23 protein-coding genes are annotated in these 24,141 nt (G+C 72.5%); 13 read left to right on the forward strand and 10 right to left on the reverse strand.

Annotated elements, in window-relative coordinates; all coding sequences use genetic code 11:
* Together C5H89_RS11560 and C5H89_RS11565 are read right to left on the reverse strand one after the other, a co-directional pair.
* Positions 1-811 (reverse strand): ABC transporter permease subunit (locus tag C5H89_RS11560; RefSeq protein ID WP_104107177.1); only part of this gene is annotated, 811 nt, incomplete at its 3' end.
* Positions 808-1,719, reverse strand: a complete 912-nt coding sequence (locus C5H89_RS11565) for an ATP-binding cassette domain-containing protein (RefSeq protein ID WP_205304996.1) — start codon at positions 1,717-1,719, stop codon at positions 808-810. The genes C5H89_RS11560 and C5H89_RS11565, both read right to left, overlap by 4 nt.
* A 97-nt stretch (positions 1,720-1,816) precedes the next feature.
* Here C5H89_RS11565 and C5H89_RS11570 point away from each other — a divergent pair, with 97 nt between their 5' ends.
* From C5H89_RS11570 to serA, 3 genes are all read left to right on the forward strand, one after another.
* Complete coding sequence (locus C5H89_RS11570; protein WP_104107179.1) at positions 1,817-2,527, forward strand: DsbA family oxidoreductase; 711 nt, start codon at positions 1,817-1,819, stop codon at positions 2,525-2,527.
* 83 nt (positions 2,528-2,610) lie between these two features.
* On the forward strand, positions 2,611-4,068 hold the full coding sequence (locus C5H89_RS11575; protein WP_104107180.1) for a cytosine permease: 1,458 nt from the start codon (positions 2,611-2,613) through the stop codon (positions 4,066-4,068).
* 149 nt (positions 4,069-4,217) lie between these two features.
* Positions 4,218-5,810: a phosphoglycerate dehydrogenase gene (serA, locus tag C5H89_RS11580; RefSeq protein ID WP_104107181.1), complete on the forward strand. Its 1,593-nt coding sequence runs from the start codon at positions 4,218-4,220 to the stop codon at positions 5,808-5,810.
* Between the two features lie 45 nt (positions 5,811-5,855).
* On the opposite strand, the gene C5H89_RS11585 is transcribed toward serA, so the two are convergent.
* Complete coding sequence (locus tag C5H89_RS11585) at positions 5,856-7,310, reverse strand: PLP-dependent aminotransferase family protein (protein ID WP_104107182.1); 1,455 nt, start codon at positions 7,308-7,310, stop codon at positions 5,856-5,858.
* 60 nt (positions 7,311-7,370) lie between these two features.
* On the opposite strand from C5H89_RS11585, the gene C5H89_RS11590 reads away from it, so the two are divergent.
* Positions 7,371-8,030 carry a hypothetical protein gene (locus C5H89_RS11590; RefSeq protein ID WP_104107183.1) on the forward strand — a complete coding sequence of 220 codons (660 nt, stop codon included), beginning with the start codon at positions 7,371-7,373 and terminating at the stop codon, positions 8,028-8,030.
* A gap of 9 nt (positions 8,031-8,039) precedes the next feature.
* On the opposite strand, the gene C5H89_RS11595 is transcribed toward C5H89_RS11590, so the two are convergent.
* Positions 8,040-8,606 carry a class I SAM-dependent methyltransferase gene (locus C5H89_RS11595; protein WP_101523997.1) on the reverse strand — a complete coding sequence of 189 codons (567 nt, stop codon included), beginning with the start codon at positions 8,604-8,606 and terminating at the stop codon, positions 8,040-8,042.
* Between the two features lie 554 nt (positions 8,607-9,160).
* Between C5H89_RS11595 and C5H89_RS11605 the strand changes: the two genes are divergently transcribed.
* From C5H89_RS11605 to C5H89_RS11635, 7 genes are all read left to right on the forward strand, one after another.
* On the forward strand, positions 9,161-10,216 hold the full coding sequence (locus tag C5H89_RS11605) for a 3-isopropylmalate dehydrogenase (RefSeq protein WP_104107185.1): 1,056 nt from the start codon (positions 9,161-9,163) through the stop codon (positions 10,214-10,216).
* Between the two features lie 10 nt (positions 10,217-10,226).
* Positions 10,227-11,303: a branched-chain amino acid aminotransferase gene (locus C5H89_RS11610; protein ID WP_104107186.1), complete on the forward strand. Its 1,077-nt coding sequence runs from the start codon at positions 10,227-10,229 to the stop codon at positions 11,301-11,303.
* A 44-nt stretch (positions 11,304-11,347) separates the two neighbouring features.
* The gene (locus C5H89_RS11615; protein WP_162799349.1) at positions 11,348-13,009 is read left to right on the forward strand and encodes a serine/threonine-protein kinase; all 1,662 of its coding nucleotides are present in this window, start codon (positions 11,348-11,350) and stop codon (positions 13,007-13,009) included.
* Between the two features lie 181 nt (positions 13,010-13,190).
* A complete protein-coding gene (gene cimA, locus C5H89_RS11620) occupies positions 13,191-14,777 on the forward strand; it encodes a citramalate synthase (protein ID WP_104107188.1) in 1,587 nt (528 codons plus the stop codon).
* Between the two features lie 60 nt (positions 14,778-14,837).
* On the forward strand, positions 14,838-15,221 hold the full coding sequence (locus C5H89_RS11625; protein ID WP_104107189.1) for a VOC family protein: 384 nt from the start codon (positions 14,838-14,840) through the stop codon (positions 15,219-15,221).
* Between the two features lie 42 nt (positions 15,222-15,263).
* Positions 15,264-17,243 carry a VWA domain-containing protein gene (locus tag C5H89_RS11630; protein WP_104107190.1) on the forward strand — a complete coding sequence of 660 codons (1,980 nt, stop codon included), beginning with the start codon at positions 15,264-15,266 and terminating at the stop codon, positions 17,241-17,243.
* Positions 17,244-17,253: 10 nt separating this feature from the next.
* Complete coding sequence (locus C5H89_RS11635; protein WP_104107191.1) at positions 17,254-18,639, forward strand: amidase; 1,386 nt, start codon at positions 17,254-17,256, stop codon at positions 18,637-18,639.
* Positions 18,640-18,649: 10 nt separating this feature from the next.
* Here C5H89_RS11635 and C5H89_RS11640 read toward each other — a convergent pair whose 3' ends face one another.
* The 3 genes from C5H89_RS11640 to C5H89_RS11650 are packed head-to-tail and all read right to left on the reverse strand — an operon-like array spanning position 18,650 to position 20,567.
* Positions 18,650-19,273: an energy-coupling factor transporter transmembrane protein EcfT gene (locus C5H89_RS11640; protein WP_104107192.1), complete on the reverse strand. Its 624-nt coding sequence runs from the start codon at positions 19,271-19,273 to the stop codon at positions 18,650-18,652.
* Positions 19,270-19,959: an ABC transporter ATP-binding protein gene (locus C5H89_RS11645; protein ID WP_104107193.1), complete on the reverse strand. Its 690-nt coding sequence runs from the start codon at positions 19,957-19,959 to the stop codon at positions 19,270-19,272. The genes C5H89_RS11640 and C5H89_RS11645 overlap by 4 nt, the downstream gene beginning before the upstream one ends.
* Complete coding sequence (locus tag C5H89_RS11650; protein ID WP_104107194.1) at positions 19,956-20,567, reverse strand: biotin transporter BioY; 612 nt, start codon at positions 20,565-20,567, stop codon at positions 19,956-19,958. The genes C5H89_RS11645 and C5H89_RS11650 overlap by 4 nt, the downstream gene beginning before the upstream one ends.
* A gap of 149 nt (positions 20,568-20,716) precedes the next feature.
* Between C5H89_RS11650 and C5H89_RS11655 the strand changes: the two genes are divergently transcribed.
* Complete coding sequence (locus C5H89_RS11655; protein WP_104107195.1) at positions 20,717-21,316, forward strand: TetR family transcriptional regulator; 600 nt, start codon at positions 20,717-20,719, stop codon at positions 21,314-21,316.
* Here C5H89_RS11655 and C5H89_RS11660 read toward each other — a convergent pair.
* Positions 21,261-21,863, reverse strand: a complete 603-nt coding sequence (locus C5H89_RS11660) for a pentapeptide repeat-containing protein (protein ID WP_104107196.1) — start codon at positions 21,861-21,863, stop codon at positions 21,261-21,263. The two genes, C5H89_RS11655 and C5H89_RS11660, sit on opposite strands and share 56 nt — an antisense overlap.
* A 113-nt stretch (positions 21,864-21,976) precedes the next feature.
* Here C5H89_RS11660 and C5H89_RS11665 point away from each other — a divergent pair, with 113 nt between their 5' ends.
* Entirely contained in the window at positions 21,977-22,627 is a 651-nt protein-coding gene (locus tag C5H89_RS11665) for a sulfotransferase family 2 domain-containing protein (RefSeq protein ID WP_162799350.1), read from the forward strand.
* Here C5H89_RS11665 and C5H89_RS11670 read toward each other — a convergent pair.
* Positions 22,615-23,238, reverse strand: a complete 624-nt coding sequence (locus C5H89_RS11670) for a 2'-5' RNA ligase family protein (RefSeq protein ID WP_104107198.1) — start codon at positions 23,236-23,238, stop codon at positions 22,615-22,617. The genes C5H89_RS11665 and C5H89_RS11670 overlap by 13 nt on opposite strands.
* Positions 23,235-24,140 (reverse strand): 3-methyladenine DNA glycosylase, encoded by a 906-nt coding sequence (locus tag C5H89_RS11675; RefSeq protein ID WP_104107199.1) that lies wholly within the window; start codon positions 24,138-24,140, stop codon positions 23,235-23,237. Before C5H89_RS11675 ends, C5H89_RS11670 begins: the two co-directional genes overlap by 4 nt.
* Position 24,141: the final 1 nt, after the last annotated feature.

Consider the following 24,141-nt stretch of genomic DNA (forward strand, 5'->3'; position numbering starts at 1 on the left):
TCACCTCGGACCGGAGCACGCCCCGGATGCCGACGGCGAGCGGGAGCACCAGCCACAAGGACCCCGAGGTGGCGATCTGCGCCCACTGCTCGCCGGTGGGGACCCCTTCGAACAGGGTCGTGTAGGAGAAGTAGAAGTCCACCCACGGCTGGAGGTCGGCGAACCAGTCCTGCACGGTGCCCAGCAGGAACAGCACGTTGGGGAGCACGAACGAGAACACGAAGTACCCCACGATCGCCGCAGCCGAGCTGCGGAGGACCACGCCCAGGACGAAGCCCGTCAGCAGGCAGAACACGTTGGCCAGCACGATGGTGGCGAGGTTGGCCGCCGGGATGTCCCACACGGTCGGGCCTCCCGCTACCGCGGCCCCCACGAGGTTCCCCAGCGCCCCCACGGCCAGGGCGAGGGCCATGGAAGCCACGCCGATCGCCACGGCCACCGCGGCCTTGGCGAGCAGGACCCGGCCGCGGTGCGGCACCAGGGTGAACGTGGTGAGCCCCGTGCGCTGGCTCCACTCCGAGGTCACCGCCAGGATCGCCACCATCGGCAGGATCACCGACATCGGCGCCCCGATGGCCGCGGCGAACGACTCGTACGTCTGGTCCGACTCGGGTGCGAAGGCCATCACCGCAGCGGTGGCGAGCAGCGCCGTGATCCCGATGCTCGCGATCAGCCAGAAGCCCGAGCGGGTGTCGAAGACCTTGGTCAGCTCCACCCACAACAGACGGCGCATCGGGATCCGGGAGGGCGGGCCGGCCGGGACAGGCGCGGCGTGGGAGGTGCGGGTGGTGGCTTCCAGGACAGCGCTCATGCTGCGGCTCCTTCGATCGTGGCGTCCCGCTGGGACCCGGCCGTGAGCTCGAGGAACATCTCCTCCAGGCCGGCCCCGTCGGCCGACCTCAGCTCGGTCAGGGCGACACCGGCGGCCAGGGCGACCCGGCCGACGGCGGAGGCGTCCGCGTCGGTGCGGAGCGCACCGTCGCCGGACGCGGTGGTGGCGATCCCGTCGACCGCCAGGGCCGCGCCCAGCCGGTCGATCTCCGCAGCCCGGACCACGGTGCCGGCTGCCGCGAGGAGCTCCGCCTTGGTGCCCTGGGCCACGAGCCGACCGTTGCCGATGACCAGCAGGTCGTCGGCGATGACCTCGATCTCGTGCAACAGGTGGGAGGAGAGCAGCACCGTGCCGCCGCGGTCGGCGTAGCCGCGCAGCAGGTCCCGCATCCACCGGATGCCGGCAGGGTCGAGGCCGTTGGCCGGCTCGTCCAGGATCAGCACGGCGGGGTCCCCGATCAGCGCGGTGGCGATGCCGAGGCGCTGGCGCATGCCGAGGGAGTAGTTGCGCACCCGCCGTCCCGCCTCGGTCTCGGTGAGGCTGACCAGCTCGAGCATCTCCTCGACCCGGGAGCGGGGCAGCCCCATCGTGCGCTGGGCGATGGCGAGGATCTCGCGTCCCGTGCGTCCGGCGTGCTGGGCGGAGGCGTCGAGCAGCACGCCGACCTCCCGTCCCGGGTCCGGCAGGTCGGCGAACCGCCGTCCGTTGACCTGCGCAGTGCCCGAGGTCGGGGGAGTGAGGCCGACCATGACCCGCATGGTCGTGGACTTGCCCGCGCCGTTTGGGCCCAGGAAGCCGGTCACCCGGCCCGGAGCCGCGGTGAAGGTGACGTCGTCGACGGCGGTGTGGTCGCCGTAGCGCTTGGTGAGGGAGTCGATGGTGATCATGGTGTCCACGCTCCCGCGACCCGGTGCCGGCCGGCATCGGGGACAGCCCTGACCCGACCCCGGGAACACAGACGGCCCGGCCGGGGTTGGCACGGCCATGCGCATCGAGATCTGGAGTGACGTCGTCTGCCCGTGGTGCTACATCGGCAAGCGGCGCCTGGAGTCGGCCCTGAGCACCTTCGAGCACGCGGACCAGGTGGAGGTGGTCTGGCGCTCCTACCAGCTGGAACCGAGTGCCCCCGCGGTGGCCACCGAGACCTCGACGCAGATGCTCGCCCGCAAGTACGGCCAGAGCCCCGAGGGGGTGGCGGGCATGCAGCAGCAGGTGTCGGCCGCCGCGGCCGAGGAGGGGCTGGTCTACCGCCTGGACCAGACCCTGCACGTCAACACTGTCGACGCCCACCGGTTGCTGCACCTGGCGCTGCACGAAGGCGGCCCGCAGCTGCAGGGCGGACTCAAGGAGGCGCTGCTCGCGGCGTACTTCACGCAGGGCCGGAACGTCGCGGACCACACCGTGCTGGCCGAGGTCGCGGACCACGCGGGCCTGGACGCCACCGCCGTGGCGGAGGTGCTGGCCTCCCAGCGGTACGCCGCCGAGGTCGCCGCCGATGTCGCCCAGGCCCGGGCGTACGGCGCCACCGGGGTGCCGTTCTTCGTGGTCGACGCCGCCTACGGCGTCTCCGGAGCCCAGCCCGCCGAGGCCTTCACCCAGGTGCTCCAGCGGGCGTGGCGCGACGGGCACCCCAGCCTCGAGATGGTCTCGACCGGCGACGGGGACGTCTGCGGGCCGGACGGCTGCCCCGTCTGATCCGGTCCGGGTCGTCGGACCCTGGCAGCACCGACATGGACCCTGGCGGGGTCCGGGGATGCGGCGTGCATCACCATTGCCCCATGAGCGAGCAGACGCTGGACGAGACGCGCCGCCTCGGGGTGGAGACGACCGGGATCGAGATCATCGACGAGGCCAGTCGGACCGCGCGGCCGGCCGACCTGTTCTGGCCCTGGTTCGCCGCCAACGTCAGCGTCTTCGGACTCAGCTACGCGGCGTTCATCCTCTACTTCGGGATCTCCTTCGCCCAGGGCCTGCTGGTCGCCGTGATCGGCATCATCGCCTCCTTCGTGCTGTGCGGACTCGTGGCGATCGGCGGCAAGCGAGGATCGGCGCCGACCATGGTGCTCTCCCGTGCCGCCTTCGGGGTCACCGGGCAGAAGCTCCCGGGCGTGATCTCGTGGCTGGTCTCGATCGGCTGGGAGACGTTCCTGGCGATCATGGCGGTGCTGGCCACCTCCACCGTCTTCACCCGCCTGGGCTGGGGCGGGGGCACGGCGACCAAGGTCGTCGCCGCCGTCGTGGTCGCAGCCCTCATCGTCTCCGCCAGCGTCGCCGGCTACCACGTCATCATGCGGATGCAGTCCTGGCTCACGTGGATCACCGGCGCCGTGTCGGTGGTCTACATCGCCCTGACCGTGGACGAGGTCGACTGGGACGCCGTCAGTGCGGTTCCGGGCGGGTCCACCCAGCAGGTGGTGGGAGCCCTGGTGATGGTGATGACCGGTTTCGGGCTGGGCTGGATCAACATCGCCGCCGACTGGTCGCGCTACCAGCGGCGCAGCGCGTCGGGTCCGGCGATCGTGGCGTGGAACACCGTCGGCGGTGCGCTCGCCCCGGTCCTGCTGGTCGGCTTCGGGCTGGCCCTGGCCGGGTCCTCCACCGAGGTCCTGGACGGCGTCGCCGCCGACCCGATCGGCACCCTGGCCACCCTGCTGCCGACGTGGTTCCTGGTCCCGTTCCTCCTCGCCGCGATCCTGGCGCTGGTCAGCGGTGCCGTGCTCGGCATCTACTCCTCGGGGCTGACGCTGCTCTCCCTGGGGGTGCGGGTCTCCCGGCCCCGAGCGGCTCTCATCGACGGGCTGCTGCTCACCGCGGGCACCATCTACGTGGTCTTCGTGGCGGAGAGCTTCCTGAACCCGTTCCAGAGCTTCCTGATCACGCTCGGCGTGCCGCTCGCGGCCTGGGCCGGCATCTTCATCGCCGACCTGGCGCTGCGTCGCCAGGACTACGACGAGGAGGCCCTCTTCGACCCCACCGGGAGGTACGGCGCCTTCGACCGGGTCTCGATCGCCACCATGGTCGGCGCCTCGGTCATCGGCTGGGGCCTGGTCATCAACTCGTTCGCCGACGACGCGTCGTGGAACAACTGGCAGGGCTACCTGCTCGGCCCGCTCGGGCTCGGTGGCAAGGAGGGGGAGTGGGCGTTCGCCAACCTCGGCGTGCTCGTCGCGCTGGCGCTGGGCTTCGGGGTGACCCTTCTCGCGCGGCGCGGGACCGTGGTGCGCCAGGAGCGCTGAGTCGGGGCGGCGAGGCGCCGGACGCTGTCCGGAGCCCGCACGACTTGGGCTAGTCTGGCTGAGGCACAGCGTCGTGCGACCCGCGTCACCATCGATCCGTGCGCGGGCTCAGATCCGATCACCTCCCCGATCCCCCGAGGACCGCTGCTGTGACCAACGCACGCCCCGTCGTACTCATCGCCGAAGAGCTCAGCCCCGCGACCGTCGAGGCGCTCGGTCCGGACTTCGAGATCCGGCACTGCAACGGCGCCGACCGTGACGAGCTGCTGGCCGCGCTCGGCGACGTCGACGCGCTGCTGGTCCGCTCGGCCACCAAGGTCGACGAGGAGGCGCTGGCGGCCGCGAAGGGCCTGAAGGTGGTGGCCCGCGCGGGTGTGGGGCTGGACAACGTGGACGTCAGGGCCGCCACCCAGAACGGCGTGATGGTGGTGAACGCGCCCACCTCCAACATCGTGAGCGCCGCCGAGCTGGCCGTGGCGCTGATGCTGGCGGCGGCCCGCCACGTGAGCCCGGCGCACGCAGCGCTGCGCAACGGCGAGTGGAAGCGGTCCAGGTACACCGGCGTCGAGCTCTACGAGAAGACCGTCGGCATCGTCGGCCTCGGCCGGATCGGGGTGCTGGTGGCGCAGCGGCTGAGCGCCTTCGGGATGAAGGTGGTGGCCTACGACCCCTACGTCCAGGCCGGCCGTGCCGCGCAGATGGGCGTGCGCCTGGTCGACCTCGACACCCTGCTGGCCGAGTCGGACTTCATGTCGGTGCACCTGCCCCGGACCCCGGAGACGATGGGGCTCATCGGGGCCCCCGAGCTGGCCAAGGCCAAGCCCTCCCTGGTGCTGGTCAACGCCGCCCGTGGCGGCATCGTCGACGAGGCGGCCCTCTACGACGCGCTCAAGACCGGTGTCATCGCGGCCGCGGGCCTCGACGTCTTCGCCCACGAGCCGTGCACCGACTCCCCGCTCTTCGAGCTGGAGAACGTGGTGGCGACCCCGCACCTGGGGGCCTCCACGGACGAGGCGCAGGAGAAGGCCGGGATCGCGGTGGCGAAGTCGGTCCGGCTGGCCCTCGCGGGCGAGCTGGTGCCGGACGCGGTCAACGTCCAGGGCGGCGTGATCGCGGAGGACGTGCGTCCAGGCATCCCGCTCACCGAGAAGCTCGGCCGTGTGTTCACCGCCTTGGCCGGCGAGGTCGCCCAGCAGATCGACGTCGAGGTCCGGGGCGAGATCACCGAGTTCGACGTCAAGGTCCTGGAGCTGGCCGCGCTCAAGGGTGTCTTCTCCGACATCGTGGAGCACCAGGTCTCCTACGTGAACGCGCCGCTCCTGGCAGCCGAGCGCGGCACCGCGGTGCGGCTGGTCGCCGACCCCGAGAGTCCCGACCACCGCAACCTGATCACCATCCGCGGCACCCTGGCCGACGGCTCCCAGGTCTCGGTCGGGGGCACCCTGGTGGGGATCAACCAGCGGGAGCGGATCGTGGAGGTCAACGGCTTCGCCGTGGACCTGGAGCCCACCGACCACCTGGCCTTCTTCACCTACGAGGACCGACCGGGCATGGTCGGCACCGTGGGCCAGATCCTGGGCGACGCAGGCGTCAACATCGCCGGCATGCAGGTCGCCCGGCAGGACAAGGGCGGCAGCGCCCTGGTGGCGCTCTCGGTGGACTCGGTCATCCCGGCCGAGACCCTGAGCGACATCGAGACGGCCATCGACGCCGCGGCCGTCCGCGCCGTCGACCTGGGCTGACCGGGACCGGGCTCGACCGGGCTCGACCGGGACCGGCACGCCGGCTCAGGCGACCCGGATCCGCCGGACCTCCGGCGCGCCGCTGACGCGGGCGCGCGGGCGGCCGTCGTACCGCTGCACCTGCTCCCAGGCAAGGGCAAGCCTGCCCACCGCACGATCCAGGACCGCGGGCTCGGCCGTCCACGGGACGCGGAGGTAGGAGTCGAGGCCACCCTCGGCCGCGAAGACGGGCCCGGGAGAGACGGTGAGTCCCAGGGTCTCTGCCTCCGCGGCCAGGGCGGTCGCCCCCGGACGCGGCAGCTGGCACCACAGGGCGAGGCCGCCCGTGGGGACCCGGAACCGCCACTGGGGCAGCGCCGTGCGCAGCGCGGAGACGAGGTGGTCCCGCTGGCGCCGCAGCCGCGCCCGGTGCCAGGCCAGCATCTCCTCCGGCGCCGCGAGGAGGTGGGTCAGCACCAGCTGCTCGAGGACCGGCGAGCCCAGGTCCAGCGAGGTGCGGCCCTGCACCAGCCTGTCCAGGTGCTCGTGCGGTGCCCGGATCCAGCCGAGCCGCAGTCCTCCCCAGAAGGTCTTGCTGGCGCTGCCCAGAGTGATGCTGCCCGGGGCCAGTGCGGCGAAGGGGGACGGCATCTCCTGCCCCTCCAGGGCCAGTGCCTGGTGCGCCTCGTCGACCACGGCGATGGTGCCTGCGGCCGCCAGGTGGGCGGCGTAGGTGGCGCGCTGCGGCGTTGACATCAGAAGCCCGGTGGGGTTCTGGAAGTCCGGCACCAGGTAGGCCAGCGTGGGCCGGACCCGTCGCAGCTCGGCGCCGATCGTGTCCAGGTCCCAACCGTCGGGGTCGACCGGGGCGCTGTGCAGCCGCGCCCCCGCGTTCCTGATTGCCTGGGTGGAGTTGGGGTAGACCGGCGACTCCACGAGCACCCGGTCCCGGGGACCGGTGAAGGACTGCGCGACGATGGCCGCCGCCGACAGCGCCCCCGGCGTGACGATGATCTGCTCCGGGTCGGTCGGCAGGCCGCGTGCGTCGTACGTCGCGGCGACGGCACGCTGCAGGACCGGGAGCCCGGAGGGGAAGTAGCCGTGGCCGCCGAGGTAGGCGGGCAGGTCCTGCATGGCCCGCGCGTAGGCGGCCGCGAGACCGGGCGGTGCGGTCGGGGCGGCGCAGTCCAGGTCGATGCCGTCGGTCTCGCCGCCCGGTCGGGGCACCAGTGCCCGGTCATGGGCGCGCTCGCGGCCACCGGGGACCCGGGTGTAGGTGCCGGCCCCCCGTCTCGACTCGGCGTACCCGGCCTCGCGCAGCACGGCGTACGCGCGCGTGACCGTGGTGCGGGACAGGCCCAGCTCGGCCACCAGCTCGCGCTCCGAGGGCAGCCGGGTCGCCAACGGGATGCGTCCGTCGCCGATCAGCAGCGTCAGCTGCTCGGCCAGGCCCAGGTAGGCCGGCGAGCGGTCGAACGCGCCGACGAGCGCGGCGATCCGGCGGGACCCGATGGAGGACATGGGGCCAGCGTTTCACGATTGGCTCTTTTTCAGAAGGCCAATCCGGGTGACGCTGGTCCGGTGACCATCGAGGAGATCCCGGGGCGACCCGAGCTGCGCAACGACCTGGGGCCGCTGGACCAGCTGCGGGCCGGCAGAATGACCCGGCGCCTGACACAGCTGGCCCTGGGCCTGTTCCTCTACGGGGCGTCCCTGGCCATGATGGTCCGCGCCGGACTGGGTCTGGCGCCCTGGGACGTCCTGCACTCGGGCCTGGTCCGGCACGTGCCCGTCACGCTGGGCCAGATGGTGGTGCTGACGAGCTTCGCGGTGCTGCTGCTGTGGATCCCGCTCGCCGAGGTGCCGGGCCTGGGCACGCTCGCCAACGCCGTGGCGGTGGGGCTCGCAGCCGACGCCACCCTGGCGGTGCTGTCCGCGCCCGACCAGCTCTGGGCTCGCGTCGCACTGTTGCTCGCCGGGGTCGTCCTGAACGCCCTGGCGACCGCGGCCTACATCGGCTCCCAGCTGGGCCGAGGCGCCCGGGACGGACTGATGACCGGTCTGGCCCGGCGTACCGGATGGTCCTTGCGGCTGGTGCGCACCGGCATCGAGGTGAGCGTGGTGCTCCTCGGCCTGGTGCTCGGCGGGGTGCTGGGCCTGGGCACGGTGCTCTACGCGCTCGCCATCGGACCGTTGGCCCAGCTGGCGCTCCCGTGGCTCACCGTGCGGCTGGACCCGTGAGCCCGGCTCTCAGCGGCGGGTGGCGATCAGGGCGGACGCGTCGGGCGCGATCATCACCTCGACGGCGGTGAAGCGCTCGTCGGTCAGCCACTGCTCGCGCAGGGTGTCGACCCGGCCGAGGTAGATCGGCGGCCAGGACTCGCACGGGGTGAAGTCGTCGAGGACCACGATGCCGCCCGGCTCGACGAGGTCGGCGACCACGTCGACCCGCACGCTGTCCGGCTCGCCGGAGTCCAGGAAGAGCAGCGAGAACGGACCCTTGCCGCTCAGGGTCGACCAGTCGGCCGCGAACACCTCCACCGACGGGTCGTCGGTGAAGATCTCGGCGGCGGCAGAGGCGAGCTTGGGGTTGAGCTCGGCGGTCAGGATGCGGGCGTCCGTGCGGACACCGGAGCGGAGCCAGGCGGTGCCCACCCCGCAGCCGGTGCCGAACTCGGCCATCGTGCCCTCCCGGGTCGCGGCCAGGGCGGCCAGCAGGCGCCCGGTCTCGTTGCGGCAGAACGACACGTAGCCCGCCTTGCGGGAGACGTCGAACGCTCGGGCGACGATCTCGGGGAGGTAGGGAGGGGCGCTCATGATTCGAGTCTCTCATCTTGGGAAAGCAGTCCCGAAATGTGGACATCTGGGACGAGGTGCTGGCCCGGCCCGCCGGGGCGGCGTACCGTCCTGGCCATCATGCGGAGCGTGTTCGTACTCATCGGCTGCCGCGGCGAGGCCTGAAGAGGGCCACCTCGCCGCGGAGTTCGGCGTTGCGCGGCCCTCGACCAGCAGTCCTTCACTGCACCGCGGCGGTCCGCCTCCTGGCACGACAGCGCGATCCGCTCCCGCCAGACCAGCCAGCCAGACCCGGACGTACCAGGGCCCGGGCCGGCCTGGGTCATGGTCAGGCCGCCCACGTGATCCGTGGGCTCGGCCTCCGGAGCCGCCGCGGAGCACGGGACTCGTCCCCGAGCAGCATCCGCCAGCACCACACACCGCGCAGGAGCGCCACATGCACAACCTCTACCCCGCAGAGTGGGGCCCGGCCCGTCACGACCCGGAGAGCCAGCAGCACCACCAGGTGCTGCAACGGGCGCTTGACCTCCGAGACAATGGCGGTCAGCGTCCCGATGACAACTAATCTCGCTCCCATGAACCCCTCCCTCCCCACGCCGACCAACCTCGCCGTCATCCCTGGCGACGGCATCGGCCCTGAGGTCACGACCGAGGCGCTCAAGGTGCTCGAGGCCGTGGCCCCCCAGACCTTCGTGACCACCCGCTACGACCTGGGCGCCGAGCGCTACCTCGCGACCGGCGAGGTGCTCCCCGACTCGGTGCTCGAGGAGATCCGGGGCCACGACGCGATCCTGCTGGGCGCTGTCGGCGGCAAGCCCAACGACCCCAACCTTCCCCCGGGGATCCTGGAGCGCGGGCTGCTGCTGCGGCTGCGCTTCGAGCTGGACCACTACGTCAACCTCCGTCCCTCCCGGATCTTCCCCGGCGTCCCCTCCCCGCTCGCCGCCCCCGGCGAGGTCGACTTCGTCGTGGTGCGCGAGGGCACCGAGGGTCCCTACACCGGCAACGGGGGCGCGCTCCGGGTCGGCACCCCCGCGGAGGTCGCGACCGAGGTCAGCGTCAACACCGCCTACGGCGTCGAGCGGGTGCTCCGCGACGCCTTCGCGCGGGCGCAGAAGCGGCCCCGGCGCACCCTGACGCTGCTGCACAAGACCAACGTGCTGGTGCACGCCGGATCGACCTGGTGGCGGCTCTTCGAGCAGGTGGGCCAGGAGTTCCCCGAGGTCACCCGCAACTACATGCACATCGACGCGGCGATGATCCACATGACGACCGACCCGTCGCAGTTCGACGTGATCGTCACCGACAACCTGTTCGGCGACATCATCACCGACCTGGCGGCCGCCATCACCGGTGGCATCGGCCTGGCCGCCTCGGGCAACGTCAACCCCGACCGCACCTCGCCGTCGATGTTCGAGCCGGTGCATGGCTCCGCCCCCGACATCGCGGGGCAGCAGAAGGCAGACCCCACGGCCGCCATCCTGTCGGTGGCGCTGATGCTGGACCACCTCGGGCACGGCGACGCCGCGGCCCGGGTGGAGAAGGCCGTGGTGGCCGACATCGCCGGCCGTTCCCAGGGTGCCACCCGGACCACCGCAGCCGTCGGCGACGCCATCGCCGAGCGCGTGTAGCGTGCGAAGCATGAAGATCAGCACCACGCCCTCGACCACACCCGTGGAGGACTCGCGGCTCGCCGCGATCCTCGGTGACCCCGGTTTCGGCGAGCACTTCACCGACCACATGTTCACCGTCGAGTGGACGCCGGAGGACGGCTGGCACGGTGCCCGGACCACGGCGTACGGCCCCATCTCGATGGACCCGGCGACCGCGGTCCTGCACTACGCCCAGGAGACCTTCGAGGGGATGAAGGCCTACCGGCACGCCGACGGGTCCGTCTGGACCTTCCGCCCTGAGGAGAACGCCCTGCGGATGGCGCGCTCCAGCGTCCGGCTGGCCCTGCCCGAGCTGCCGGTGGAGGACTTCGTCGCCGCCGTGGACGCCCTCATCGAGATCGACCAGCGCTGGGTGCCGGACGCCACGGGGGAGAAGAGCCTCTACGTGCGTCCGTTCATGATCGCCACCGAGAAGTTCCTCGGGGTGCGGCCCGCGCGCCACGTCACGTTCATGGTGATCGCCAGTCCCGCCGGGTCCTACTTCAAGGGCGGGGTCAAGCCCGTCACCCTGTGGCTCGCCGAGGACTACACCCGCGCCGGGCGCGGGGGGATGGGTGCGGCCAAGACCGGTGGCAACTACGCGAGCTCGCTCGTCGCCCAGCAGGAGGCCACGGCCAAGGGCTGTGACCAGGTGGTGTTCCTGGACGCGCAGGAGGGCAGGTACGTCGAGGAGCTCGGCGGGATGAACCTCTACTTCGTCCACGCCGACGGGCACATCGTCACCCCGGAGCTGAGCGGCACGATCCTGGAGGGCATCACCCGCGACTCGATCATCGAGCTCGCCGGCAAGCTCGGGCACCGGGTGGAGGAGCGCAAGGTCGCCATCGAGGAGTGGCGCGAGGGGATCGCCTCCGGCGAGATCGCGGAGATCTTCGCCTGTGGCACCGCCGCGGTGGTCACCCCGGTGGGCGCCCTGAAGTCCGCCGGCGGGGACGTCGCGGCACCGCCGAGCACCGAGCTGACGATGCGGATCAGGCAGGCCCTGGTCGACATCCAGTACGGACGCGCCGACGACACCTTCGGCTGGATGCACCGGGTCCTCTGAGCGTCGCGGCCACCCGGCCGCGACGAGCGGGTTAACCTCGACGGGTGACCACGTCGCCCAGTCATCCGACCCCGCCGTCCGAGGTGCGGGTCGGCGGCTACCGGCTGCTCGCCCGGCTCGGGGAGGGCGGCATGGGGGTGGTCCACCTGGCCCAGCGCCCCGGTGGCCGGCGGGTCGCGCTGAAGGTGATGCGACCTCACGTGGTGGGTGCCCACGAGGCACGCGAACGGCTCGCACGCGAGGTCGCCTCGCTGTCGCGGATCCGCAGCCCGCGGGTGGCGGAGATCGTGGACGCCGACCCGTGGGGCGAGATCCCCTACGTCGCCACCCGGTACGTGCCCGGGCTCTCTCTGCACGACGCGGTGCAGCAGGAGGGGCCGATCACCGGCATCGACCTCGACTGGTTCGCGCGCTGCCTGGTCGAGGCACTGGGCGACGTCCACGGCGCGGGGGTGCTGCACCGGGACGTCAAGCCCTCCAACGTGCTCATGGAGGGCCGGGCCCCGGTGCTCATCGACTTCGGTCTCGCCCGGGTGGCCGACGACCCGCGCCTGACCCAGACCGGGTGGCTGATCGGCACTCCGGGATACCTGGCGCCGGAGATCCTGCACGGCGAGGACGCCTCCGCAGCCTCCGACATCCACTCCCTGGCGGCCACGATCGCCTTCGCCGGCACCGGACGCGCTCCCTTCGGCCGCGGTCCGGCGATGGCCATCATGGACCGGGTGCGGCGCGGCGAGCACGACCTCTCCGGTCTTCCCGCGCGGCTGCGCGAGGTGGTGCAGGCAGCCCTTGACCCTGAACCCGAACGGCGCCCGGTCCTCGGCGAGGTGCTCGACTGGCTGGAGGGTCGGCGCCCGGCCGGGCCCTGGGACCCCGTCGACGACCTTTTCACCGCGCCGCTGGTCGCAGCGGCCTGGCCCGAGGCGGCACCCGAGCCGACGCCCGCGACCGGAGAGCCGACCGCCCGCTTCGAGACCCCGACCCTCGTCGACCTCTCGCGAGCCGGCCTCTACGACGACCGGGCGTACGACGACCGGGCGTACGCGGCTGATCGTCGCGAGGGCGATGAGCCGGTCGAGGACCTGCTGCCCTGGGACCAGACGCCCGAGGTGGCCGAGCACACCGGCCTGGGCGAGCGTGCCCGCCGGCTGACCCTGCTCGCTGGGCTCGGCGCCGCAGCAGCCGGCGCCAGCGCCGCGGCGCCGTACGTGACGCTCGCGGTGACGATGCTGGTGGTGTGGCTGCTGCGCAGCGGCTCGCTGGCGGCCTCCGCGGCCGGCGAGCGTCGCCGACTCCGGGGCCGACGCTGGTACGACGGCGTGCAGCTCACCCTCGCCGCCCCCTGGCACCTGGCCGCCTCCATCCCGGGGACGCTGCTGCTGGGACTCTGGGCCGCAGGGGTCGGGGCCGCCGCCGCGCTGCTCTGCTTCGCGGTGGCACTGTCCACCGGCACCTCGCTGGGCGTGATCGGCGGCGCCTTCGCCCTGGGACTGTGGCTGGGGCCCGGCGGCGGTCGGGTACGGCGGCCGGTGCGCCGCGTCGTGGCCCCGCTGGCGGCCACCCCCGTGGTCTGGCTGGTGGCGGCGGCCGTGGTGCTGGCGACCGCCTCCGGCTTCTGGGCGCTGGCCGGGCAGCACGAGGTGAGCTGGGCGCCGTGGTCGGGTGCACCGTGGCAGGAGATCAGCCTCTCCGACCTGCTGTGATCCGGGCTCGCCCACCGGGGCCGGATCGCGAGATCGTGCCGGTGCCGGCAGCGGCTCGTGGCACCATGGGCCGCATGCAGATGCAGGGGATCATTCGCTAGCGCGTCGGGCAGATTCGACGCGCAACCTTCCGTGCCACGGGAGGTTTTTTTGTTGCACAGATCAGACGAGAGAAGTCGTGATGGACCTGCAGGGCTCGTTCCACGTGTACGACACCACGCTGCGCGACGGCGCTCAGCAGGAGGGGCTCAACCTCTCCGTGGCTGACAAGCTGACCATCGCGCGACAGCTCGACGGGCTCGGCGTGGGATACATCGAGGGGGGATGGCCGGGCGCCAACCCCAAGGACACCGAGTTCTTCCGACGGGCCGCGGCCGAGCTGGACCTGCGCCACGCGAGGCTCACCGCCTTCGGCTCGACCCGCCGCGCCGGCGTCCGGGCCGCCGACGACCCGATGGTCGCGGCGCTGCGCGACTCGGGCGCCTCCGTGGTCACCCTGGTGGCCAAGTCGCACGACCGGCACGTGGAGCTGGCCCTGCGGACCACGCTGGAGGAGAACCTCGCGATGGTCCGCGACACCGTGTCCCACCTGCGCGCCGAGGGACAGACGGTCTTCCTGGACGCCGAGCACTTCTTCGACGGCTACCGCGCCAACCGGTCCTACGCCCTGGAGGTGCTGCGCGCCGCCTACGAGGCCGGTGCCGAGGTGGCCGCCTTGTGCGACACCAACGGCGGGATGCTGCCCGGGTGGGTCTCCGACGTGGTCCACGACGTCATCGAGACCACGGGGGGCCGCGTCGGGATCCACTGCCACAACGACACCGGCTGCGCGGTGGCCAACACCCTGGCCGCCGTCGAGGCCGGCGCCAGCCACGTGCAGGGCACCATCAACGGCTACGGCGAGCGGACCGGCAACGCCGACCTGATCTCGGTGGTCGCCAACCTCCAGCTCAAGCTGGACCGGCCCGTGCTGCCCGAGGGTCTGCTGCGCGAGGCGACCCGGATCGCGCACGCCGTTGCGGAGGTGACCAACTTCCCGCCCGCCAGCCGCCAGCCCTACGTGGGCACCTCGGCGTTCACGCACAAGGCCGGGCTGCACGCGAGCGCGATCAAGGTCGACCCGGACCTCTACCAGCACATGGACCCCGCGGGCGTGGGCAACGGCATGCGCCTCCTCGTCTCCGACATGGCCGGGCGGGCCTCGATCGAGCTCAAGGGCCGCGAGCTCGGGTTCGACCTCTCCGGTGACCGCGAGCTCGTCACCCGGGTGACCGAGCGGGTCAAGGCGATGGAGCAGTCCGGCTACACCTTCGAGGCCGCCGACGCATCCTTCGAGCTGTTGCTGGTCGAGGAGGTGGAGGGTCGCCGCCCCTCCTACTTCGAGGTGGAGTCGTGGCGGGTCATCACCGAGACGCTCCCCGACGGCGAGGAGGCGGTCTCGGAGGCAACGGTCAAGCTGGTCTCCTCCGGGGTGCGGTTCGTGGTCACCGGGGAGGGCAACGGACCGGTCAACGCCCTGGACGAGGCGCTGCGCTCGGCCATCTCGCAGGCCTACCCGGAGGTCGCCAAGTTCGAGCTGATCGACTACAAGGTCCGCATCCTCGACGCCGGTCACGGGACCGATGCCATCACCCGGGTGCTGATCGAGACCACCGACGGCGAGTCCTCGTGGGTGACGGTCGGCGTTGGTCACAACGTCATCGAGGCCTCCTGGGGTGCTCTCGTGGACGGCCTCACCTTCGGCCTGCGGCGGCAGCACCGCGACTGACAGGGCCACCAGGGCCGCCGCCCCTGTCGCACCCGCGCGGTGCGTGCTTGACTCGACAGGATGAACGAGCTCACGCCGTACCTCTGCGTCCAGGACGGACGCGCCGCGATCGACTGGTACGTCGCGGCGCTGGGCGCCACCGTCACAGCCGAGCCGATCCTCTTCGAGGGCCGGGTGGGCCACGTCGAGCTGGCCCGTGGCCAGGCCCGGTGGATGTTGGCCGAGGAGTTCGAGGCAGCCGGCGTCGCGCCCCCGGATCCGCGTCGCGGTGCCCCGGTCTCCCTGCACTTGGCGGTCGACGATGTGGACGGCCTGTGCGCTCAGGTCGTCGAGGCGGGAGCCACGCTCGACCGTGGTCCCGAGGACGCTGGCCCCGCGGGGCGAGTCGCGGTGTTCCACGACCCCTTCGGCCATCGCTGGTTCCTCAACCGGGCGCCCGACTGAGGTCGGGGATTCAACCGCGCCGCACGGGGGAAGGGTGGGGGCATGCGATCCACCCTCACCGTCGTCCCGGGACGCGCTCTGCTGCTCGTCGGTCTGCTCCTGATCGGTCTGGGCGGCACCCTGCTCACCCTTCCGGGGACCGCCGGTGCGGCACCCGTCGCTCCGACACCGTCCAGCACCGCCGTCTCCGATGAGCCGCAGGCGGTCGAGGACGACCCGGGCAAGATGGTGCTGGTGCTCGACTCCTCGGGATCGATGAAGGAGCAGGCGGGCGGCACCACGAAGATCCAGGCCGCCAAGGACGCCCTCGGCCAGGTCGTGGCGCAGCTTCCGGAGGACGCCGAGGTCGGGATCAGGGTCTTCGGCGCCGAGGTCTTCGACCGCAGCAAGCCCGGCGCGTGCACCGACAGCCAGAACGTCGTGCCGGTGGGTCCGTTGGACCGTGGGGCGCTGACCGCGGCCGTCGCCGACTACCAGCCATACGGCGAGACCCCCATCGGTCACGCTCTGGGCGAGGCGGCCAAGGACCTGGGCCCCGGGGCTGAGGGCGAGCGTCGCACGATCGTGCTCCTCTCCGACGGGGAGCCGACCTGTCAGCCCGATCCGTGCAAGGTGGCGGAGCGGCTCGCCCAGCAGGGGATCGACCTGGCCATCAACGTCGTCGGCCTGGATGTGTCGGGCAAGGCCCGCGAGGCGCTGCAGTGCATCGCCCGCGCGGGCAACGGGGACTACTACGACGCCGGGTCCGCCGACGAGCTGGCCAACAGCCTGATCAAGGTCAGCGTCCGCGACCTGCGTGGCTTCCGGCTGACGGGGGAGCGCGTCGAGGGCGGCACCACCCCCCAGGACGCCCTGCCGATCGAGCCGGGGACCTACGTCGACACCTCCCTGCCCGAGGAGGGTCTGCGCTACTACCTGGTCGACCGGCCCGAGGGGGGCGGGGTCTCGGTCTCGGCCTTGGTGCGCCCCCCGGGAGGGGACGAGAACTGGAACACCGTGGTCAGCGTCTCCCTGCTGACCCCCGACGGCCAGCGGTGCGCCCATTCCTACGCCCAGTCCCTGCAGATCCTCGGGATGACGCCGCTGACCTCCACCGCTGTCACCTTCAACCCGTTCGCCGAGACCATGCTCACCAGCGAGGAGTGCACGGAGGCTCCGCAGCTGCTCGCCGCCGTCTCCAGCAAGGCGGGGGTCGGTGAGTTCCGCTTGCAGGTGAGCACCCAGCCTGCGGTGCAGAACGCCGACGCCCTGCCGGGTCCGGTGGAGGAGGAGGGCGAGTGGGTCGACGTCGTGGACATCCCCGCGGCAGGTCCGCGTGAGCCGGTGGTGGGCGGAGTCAGCTTCGACGACGCGCCCGAGCTGCTGCCCGGCACGACGTACTCGGACTCGCTCCGTCCCTCGGAGGTGCTGGTCTACAAGGTGCGTGCGGGCTACGGCCAGGCGGTCCGGCTCAGCGCCAGCCTGGGCACCGACGCGCAGGCAGCCTCGGTGGTGGGCCTCCAGGGCCCGCACGCCACGCTCCACTCCTACTCCGGACTCGGGCAGCGGCTGACCCAGGTCAACGAGCCCGACAAGGGCGTCAGGAGCTCGGAGTTCTACAACGGTGGCGAGCCACGCCTGCTGACCGCCGTGGTGCCACCGATCCGGGTGCGCAACGTGGAGTCACCTCAGCCCGGCGTCCGCACGGTCATCCAGGACGGCTACCAGTACTTCGCCCTCGGCATGGCCCGCGCGGTCAGCGCGGAGGACGCTCAGTTCGCCGCACCCGTCACCATCTCCGCCGAGCTGGTGGGGGAAGTCGAGGGACAGCCCGAGTACGCCGAAGACGTGGCGGGGCCTGGTGGTGAGGGAGCCGCGGCTGCCGAGGACGGGGGAACGTCCCAGACACCCGACCAGACCTCGAACCAGGCCGCCGGGGAGAGCGACGACCCTGCCCCGGTGGTCTGGTGGACCCTCGGCGGCCTGGGGGCGCTGCTCCTGGCTGCGGCGGCCCTGGTCCTGGTCCGGCGTTCGCGCGCATAGGGTCGCCGGCATGGCCGAGCTGCACGACCTGACCGCCCTCGAGCAGGGCGCTGCGGTACGACGCGGGGAGGTGTCGCCCCTCGAGCTCGTGGAGCACTACCTGGCCCGGGCCGACACCGTCGGCGCGTTCGTCACCCGGGTGCCAGAGCTGGCCATCGCCCGCGCCCGGGCGCTCCCGGACGGTGGTGGGTCTCCGCTGCACGGGGTGCCCACGGCGATCAAGGACCTCAACCCCACCGCCGGCGTGCGCACGACCTTCGGGTCCGCGGCCTACCACGACCACGTGCCCGAGACCTCCGACGACGTCACCAGCTCCATCGAGGCCGCCGGCATGGTCTGGCTGGGCAAGACCAGCACGCCGGAGTTCGGTTCCCCCTGCTACACCGAGCCCGAGGGCCTGCCGGCGGCGGTGACCCCGTGGGACCGCACCCGCATGGCCGGCGGCTCCTCAGGTGGCGCGGCGGCCGCGGTGGCCGCCGGGCTGGTGCCGGTGGCCCAGGGGTCCGACGGTGGCGGCTCGATCCGGGTCCCCGCGTCGTGCTGTGGGCTCGTGGGGCTGAAGCCCTCGCGCGGCCGGATCAGTGGCGCCCCGATGTACGGCGACCCGGTGGGCCTGGCCACGGCGGGATCACTGGCCCGCACCGTGCGGGACGCGGCCGCCTTGCTCGACGTGCTGGCCGGGCGCCGGGTGGGCGATCCCAGCTGGGCTCCCGAGCCGAGCGCCACCTTCCTGGCGGCCTGCGACGCCGCTCCGGGACGCCTGCGCGTGGCGCGGTTCTCGGCCCCGATCATCGCCGAGACCGAGGTCGACATCGAGTGCCTGCAGGCCTGGGAGGACGCCTCGGCGCTGCTGGAGTCGCTGGGCCACGTGGTCGAGGACGTGCCGGTGCCGCTGGACCGCGCCGCGGTCGACGTCTTCGAGACCTGCTGGGCGGTGCTCACCGCCCTCTCCAGCGCGCCTCCCGGCCGGGAGCAGCAGCTGCGCCCGCTGACCCGCTGGCTCAGCGGTCGGGGCCAGGCGGTCACGGGGCCGGAGTTCGGGCTGGCCATCGGGCAGCTGCGGCGGCTTGCGGCCCAGGCCCTGACCGCGCTCGCGCCGTACGACCTGGTGCTCACCCCGACTCTGGCCTCACCCCCGCTGCCGGTCGGGGCGCTGCGCGACGACGCGGATCCGGCCGCCGACTTTGCGGCACAGAAGGCCTTCACCCCGTGGACCTCGGCCTGGAACGTGACTGGGATGCCCGCGATCTCGCTGCCCCTGCACTGGACGTCGACGGGACTTCCGGTGGGGGTGATGCTGGCGGCCCGGCCGGCCGAGGAGGCGCTCCTGCTGGCGGTCTCCGCCCAGGTCGAGGCCGCCGTCCCGTGGGCGCACCGTCGGCCTCCGGGCTGGTGAGGCGTCCGGATCAGTCGTCGCCGATGCCGCGCGCGTGCAGTGCCTCCCCGGTGTGCCGGGCGTGGGCGACGGAGCGGATCACCATCGGGGTCAGCAGTGCTCGGGGGTCGCGCTCCAGGCCCCGGGCCCGGGCCGCGGCCCTGGTCTCCTGGGCGATCTCCATCGTGGTGGGAATGGCACGGAGCACCAGGCTGAAGGCCAGCGCCACCCGCTCGGGGTTCACCCCGACGCGGCTCAGGGGGCGCAGGCCGCGGGTGATGGCGTCCAGGATGGCGTCCACGGCGGTGGTGGCCGTCAGCACCGTGGCGAGCAGGACCAGCGCGACGAGGTCGGCGACCTGCTCCACGGCCAGCGCCCAGTTGCGCTGCCAGGCCGCGAAGGCGGCCAGCAGCAGCGCGACGAGCACGATGCCGCGCAGGGCGCGGAGCGTGAGCCGCAGTCCCATGCCGGAGGAGGCGACGATCGCGACCGAGACCGCGAGCGCGCCCAGGGCGGTGCCGGGACCGCGCAGCGTCACCACCACGACGCTGGCCAGCATCAGTCCCACCAGCTTGGCGCCGGCGGGCAGCCGGTGCAGCCAGGTGTGGCCGGGCCGGTAGCTGCCCAGCAGCAGGGCGCTGGTGCCCTGACTCATGCTGTCGCCCGGTAGTGCGCCACCGCGTCGCTCGCGCTCCCGTCGAAGACCACCCGGCCCTGCGACATCACCAGGGCCCGGTCGCAGCGCGCGGCCAGGTCGAGGTCGTGGGTGAGCAGCACCAGCTGCTGGGGGAGCGCCAGCAGCAGGTCCCCGATGAGCCGGCTGTTGGCCAGGTCCAGCAGGGTGGTCGGCTCGTCGGCGACGACGACCTCGGGGTCGCAGGCCAGCACGCCGGCGATCGCCAGCAGCTGGCGCTGACCGCCGGAGAGGGCGTGCACGCTGCGGTCGGCCAGCTCGGCGATCCCTAAGGAGTCCAGCACGGCCAGCGCGGCGCGGCGGCGCTCGTCCTTGTCCTTGTGGGCACGGCGCAGCGACAGTGCGACGTCCTCCAGCACCGTGGGCATCACCAGCTGCGCCGAGGGGTCGGTGAACACGAAGCCCACGCGGCGTCGCACCTCGCGGCCCTGCGTGGCAGCGTCGAGGTCTCCCACCCGCACGTGCCCCGTCGAGGCGGTGACCAGGCCGTTGAGCAGCCGCGCCAGCGTCGACTTGCCCGACCCGTTGGGGCCGATCAGGGCGATGCGCTGCTCGGTGAGGACCAGGGACGTCTCCTGCACGATGACCAGGTCGCCGTCGGTGGTGGGGGCGGTGACGACGACGCGGTCCAGCTCGATGCGGCTCACGCGGTGATGGTCTCCCGTGGCTTCTCGGCGCCGGTACGGCGGGTGCCGAGCAGGTCGGGGAACGCGCGGTGCACGGCGGTGGCCACCAGGGCCATCGCGATGTTCTTGAGCACGTCGCCGATCCAGAAGATCTTGTCGGTGTCCCACGCCGCCGACCAGCTCATCGGTGCGCGCCAGACCAGGCCGGCCATGCCCAGGGTGTGGATGAACAGGGCGCTGCTGACCAGGCCGGCGGCGAAGAGCAGGGGGGTGGAGGTGGCGACCTGCTTGCGCGGCAGGCGCTGCACCAGGAACCCGCAGCAGAGGGCGGCCAGGGGGAAACCGACCAGGTAGCCCACGGTCGGGCCCTGGAAGACGGCCAGGCCCGCTCGGCCACCGGAGAACACCGGCAGTCCCGCGGCCCCGACGGCGAGGTAGAGCAACACCGCCAGGAAGCCGCGGCGCGCGCCCAGGACGGCGCCGGCCAGCAGCACGCCGAAGGTCTGGAGGGTGATCGGCACCGGTCCCGCCAGCTTGATCGACGGCAGGATGGCGCACACGCAGATGAGCGCCGCGAATCCGGCGATCAGCGCGATGTCGGTGCTGGAGCGGCGGTTGCCGGAGGTCATGGGAGGACTCTCTTGCCGGGCGTCCAGGCGGAACTGAACGGTGGTCAGGTGAACGGCGTTCAGGTTAGGCTGAGTCCCACAGTGCGTCAACCGCTGTATGCCACGTCACACTCGCTCTCGGCGAGCACCCCCACCGGACCGGAGGTCAGATGCGCTACCACCGCGGCGACATCGTGGAGCGGGCCATCGAGGTCCTGGACCAGTACGGACTGGCCGACCTCACCATGCGTCGACTGGGCTCGGAGCTGGGGGTCCAGCCGAGCGCGCTCTACCACCACTTCGCCAACAAGCAGTCGCTGCTGGGCGCCGTGGCCGACGAGCTGCTCGCGCGCGGGTTGCGGCCACCGGTCGAGGGGCCCTGGGACGACCAGGTGCAGGCGGTCTGCGTGCAGCTGCGCGATGCCATGCTGGCCTGGCGTGACGGCGCGGAGCTGGTCGCCACGGTGCACGCCTTCGGCCTCGGCGCGCGTGCGGCGTACGACGCGATGGTCGGGGCGCTGGCCGACAGCGGGCTGCCGGACCAGATGGTGCCCACGGCTGCTCGGGCCCTGCTCCACCTGGTCTTCGGCCACACGGCCGAGGAGCAGACCCAGCTCCAGGCCAGCAGCGTCGGCGCCATCGACCTGGCGCCGAGCGAGAGCTCGGACTTCACCGACTCGCTGGCGCTGCTCCTGGACGGGATCCGGGTGCGCGTCAGCCCGGGTGCACCACGGCGCCGTGCAGCTCCGCGAGCAGCACCGCCCCGGTGAGGTCGAGCCTGGTGCCGCGCAGCTGCGCCGCGGCCAGGTCGACCCGGTCCAGCGACGCGCCGACCAGGTCCGCTCCCACCAGCTTGGCGTCACGCAGGTTGGCGCCGTCCAGCTGCGTGCCGCGCAGCAGTGTCCCGCTGAGGTCGGCCAGGGAGAGATCCGCCTCGCGCAGGTCCAGCCCCGAGAGGTCCAGCTTGGTCAGGTTGGCCCCGCGCAAGGAGGAGCCGCGCCACTGGCCGCCCAGGATCCGCATGGGTCGGGTGGTGCACTCGGCGAACGTCGTGCCGACCACCTTGCACCCCTCGAAAGTCACGTCGAACAGGCTGCAGCGCCGCAGCTCGCACGCCACGAACGCGGAGGCGGTGTGCACGGAGGAGTTGAAGCGGCAGCCGTCGAAGACGCAGTGCTCGAAGACCGCACCCGAGGTGCGCACCTCGCTGAGGTCCACCTGGCTGAAGGTGCAGCGCACGAACCGGGTGGCGCCCAGGTCGTCGCCGTACCAGTCGTCGCCGTGGAAGGTGACGTCCTCGTGCACCTCGACGGTCATCGTTGCCTCACCGGCGCGGCAGTCGGCCGTGGGGCGAGGACGGTGGCGGGCAGCAGGAGGATGGGGGGCCGGCGTCGCACCTGGGCAGGATAGCCGCGGCTAGAGTGACCGCCGTGATCGTGTCGCACCAGCACCGCTTCATCTTCCTCAAGACCCGGAAGACCGCGGGCACCAGCGTCGAGATCGCGCTGTCCAAGATCTGCGGGCCCGACGACGTGATCACCGCGATCAGCCCCGAGGACGAGCAGCTGCGGGCCGCCGCCGGTGGACGACCGCCGCAGAACTTCGACGCACCGCCGCTGCCGCGTCGCGCCTACAACCACATGCGCGCCCAGATGGTCCGCAACGTCGTTGGTGCGCAGGTGTGGAACGACTACTTCACGTTCGCGGTGGAGCGGAACCCCTGGGACACCGTGGTCTCGCTCTACTTCTGGAAGTTCCGCGAGCGGCCCGGAGCGCGGACCGCCCCGCCGTTCGCGGAGTTCGTCTGGGAGGAGTCGGTGGAGAAGCTCGCCGCCAACCAGCGGATCTACCGGATCCGCGGCGCAGTCGCCGTCGACCGGGTGCTGCGCTACGAGCGGCTCACCGAGGAGCTGACCCAGGTGTGGTCGGACCTGGGGCTGCCCGGGGAGCCGGCGCTGCCCCGGGCCAAGGGATCGGCGCGGCCCCGCCGCGACTACCGCGACCTCTACGACGATGAGTCCCGGCAGCGGGTCGCCGACCTGTTCGCCGCCTCCGTCCGGGACTTCGGCTACGAGTTCTGAGCGGCCGGGGCCGAGGCGTCGGGGTCCCGGCCCAGCGTCTGGCTCAGCGTCCGGCCCAGCGCCGAGCCCAGCGTCCAGGAGTCCAGCAATCGACAGTCGCCCGCCTGGTACCAGGCGAGGTCCAGCCGCTCGGCCCGGCAGCGGGCCGGGAGGGCGGCGCCCAGGGACTTCCGCGTGGAGTTCTCGGTGACGTCTGCGGACAGCGCGTCCAGGGTCAGGTGCGGCTGCGGGATGCCGAACGCGCCGCCGTACGGCGGGCACTGGTCGAACTCCTCGAAGAGCGCCGAGGTGAGGCGGGAGAACGGCTCCGCGGGCTCGGGGACCAGGTGCACGATGCCGTTGGGGAAGGTCGCCAGTCGGCGCAGGGTGAAGTCGAAGGGCTCGAACCGGGCCACCACCTCACCGACCCGGGCGGCCGTCCGGGCGTCGTGACGGGGCAGGAACGGTCCCAGCGCGGTGATGTGCGCGTGCGTGAACGCCGGGTCGTCGGAGAGGTAGTCAGTGTCGTAGAACGCCGTGCGCCGCCGCACCCACGGATCCAGCGCCGGCACCGGCACCTGCAGCACCGAGTGCCCGACCCCGTGGTCAGCGGGGGAGTCCGCACTACTCATGCCGGCACGGACGCCACGGCGAGCAGGCGCTCGCACTCCGCGAGCAGCCGGGCGCGGAGCGGCGCCGCGCGCTCGCTGAAGGACCGCTGAGCCGCGACGTACTCCTGCTTGCCCTCGGGCGTCTCGATCCGCACCGGAGTGAACGGCCGGCCGTCCACCTCCAGCCCGGAGAGGTCGTACGGCGCTGCGCGCATGTCCATGATCCGCACGTCCCGGGCCAGCTCGAAGCAGTCGGCCACCAGGTCCGAGCAGATCATCGGGGTGAGCCGGAAGGCGTGCTTGTAGAGGTCCATGGTGGCGTGCAGACAGCCTGGTTGCTCCAGGTCGGCGCGGTCGTGCGGCGCGGGCTGGAGCAGGTTCAGGGGGCGCGCCGGCGGGGTGAAGAAGCGGAACGCGTCGAAGTGCGAGCAGCTGATCCGGTGGGTCTCGACGACCGCGTCGGTGCCCTCGGGACCCAGCCGCAGCGGCCAGTCGGAGTGCCGGGTCCCGTCCTCGGCGAGCCGGTAGACCATCGCCCACTCGTGCAGCCCGAAGCAGCCGAACTGCGGGGCCCGCTGCGCGGTGGCGCGCAGCAGCCTGGCCAGGGTCTCGAGCAGCACCCGCTGGCCCTCCACGTGCTCCCGGCTGACCGCGACGAGGTCGTCCTCGCGCCGGTAGCCCTTCAGGCTCGCGTGCTCGTCCGCACCGCGCAGCGCCACGCCGAACCCCGGGTGCCAGCGCCGCAGCTGGGCGGGCCGCTGGGCGTAGTAGGTGAAGAGGAAGTCGTGCACCGGGTGCTTGACCCCGGAGTCCCGGCGGGCCAGGTGGGGGGCGACGAAGGTCTCGACCCGGGCGGCGTGCGCCTGCGCGCGGGCACGCCAGGTCGGCTCGTCGAGAACGGGGTCGCTCGTGGCCGTGGGCACG

This window comes from Nocardioides sp. 616 (genome assembly GCF_002930065.1).
Classification (GTDB): domain Bacteria; phylum Actinomycetota; class Actinomycetes; order Propionibacteriales; family Nocardioidaceae; genus Nocardioides; species Nocardioides houyundeii.